Annotated in this window: 2 protein-coding genes; both read left to right on the top strand. The window is 29.9% G+C overall.

Going from position 1 to position 1,435, the window contains the following annotated elements; genetic code table 11:
* Positions 1-40 precede the first annotated feature (40 nt).
* Entirely contained in the window at positions 41-568 is a 528-nt protein-coding gene (locus J3495_RS18945) for a transposase (RefSeq protein ID WP_210668537.1), read from the top strand.
* The gene (locus J3495_RS18940) at positions 565-1,401 is read left to right on the top strand and encodes an IS3 family transposase (protein ID WP_317192650.1); all 837 of its coding nucleotides are present in this window, start codon (positions 565-567) and stop codon (positions 1,399-1,401) included. Before J3495_RS18945 ends, J3495_RS18940 begins: the two co-directional genes overlap by 4 nt.
* Positions 1,402-1,435 lie beyond the last annotated feature (34 nt).

The raw sequence follows: 1,435 nt of genomic DNA, 5'->3' as shown, positions 1-1,435 counted from the left end.
ACTGCCCCCAAAAAGTTAGACACTATTTGGGGGCATTTTTATGGAAAAAAGAGGAAAATATGATTATGAGTTTAAGCTTGGCTGTATAAATAAAGTTTTAAAAAACAACATTTCAGTTTATTCAGTTGCCAAGGAAAATAATTTCGATGAATCAACTCTCAGAGTATGGATTAAGTTTTATCAAAATTATGGTGTAGAAGGTATTTTACCTCGAAAAAAGCAAAATTACAGCACAACTTTTAAGCAAAATGTATTGCGAGAAATTAAGAAGAAGTCTTTATCTTTGAGAGATGCCTGTGTTGTATTTAATATTCCCAATCAAGCCGTTATTATTCAATGGCAAAAAAGGTACAAAGACCAAGGAAACTCAGGCTTAGAGTTTAAACCTAAAGGAAGACCTAAATCTATGAGTATTAAGAGAGCCCAAAAGAAATCTGATAAACCCCTGACTAGAGAAGAAGAACTTTTACTAGAGATAGAATCATTAAAATGTGAAAATGCTCTTCTAAAAAAGTACAATGCCTTAGTTCAAGCCGCGGAAATGAAGAATTTAAAACGCAAGCCATAATAGAATTAAGGCATGAGTATGATCTTGGCACTATGCTGGGTCATCTGAATATGGCACGTAGTAGTTACTATTACTACGAAAAAAAATATCATATAGAAGATAAGTACAAATATATTAAAGAGCTGATCAAGCAGATTTATCATCTGCATAAAGGCAGATTTGGTTACAGACGTATTACTTTAGATCTAAGAAATAAAGGTGTTTTAATTAATCATAAAACAGTTCTCAGATTAATGACACTCCTAGGATTAAAAAGTATTATTAGATTAAAAAAGTATAAATCATATAAAGGGGAACAAGGAAAAATAGCGCCTAATATATTAAAGCGTAATTTTAAAGCAGCAATGCCAAATGAAAAATGGGCCACAGACGTTACAGAATTTAACGTATCAGGAAGTAAATTATATCTTTCTCCAATAATTGATTTGTTTAATGGGGAAATTATAAGTTATGAATTATCTGAAAGACCTAATTTTAATCAAATCGTATCAATGCTTAATAAATCTTTTGAGAAAATACCAGGTCAAGTTAATCTAATATTGCACTCAGATCAAGGATGGCAGTATCAAATGAAACAATATCAAAATTTATTAAAACAAAAAGGAATTAAGCAAAGTATGTCCAGAAGAGGAAATTGCTTAGACAATGCAATAATTGAAAACTTCTTCGGTATATTAAAAACTGAATTGTTTTATCTTAAAAAATATAGTTCGACTAATCAACTAAAACAGGAAATTATCGAATATATAGACTATTACAATAATGATCGAATAAAACTTAATTTAAAAGGAATGAGCCCGATACAATATCGAGCTCATTATTATCAAATTTAATTATAAATTCGTCTAAACTTTTGGGTGCAGTCCA

It is taken from the genome of Flavobacterium geliluteum (assembly GCF_017948595.1).
GTDB classification, from domain to species: Bacteria; Bacteroidota; Bacteroidia; order Flavobacteriales; family Flavobacteriaceae; genus Flavobacterium; species Flavobacterium flavipigmentatum.
Note: the sequence above shows the minus strand (reverse complement) of the source record. Positions and strands in the feature narration are given on the sequence as shown.

Coding starts and splice junctions, on each gene's coding strand:
- J3495_RS18945 (WP_210668537.1), top strand. CDS start 41: ATGGAAAAAAGAGGAAAATATGATTATGAGTTTAAGCTTGGCTGTATA.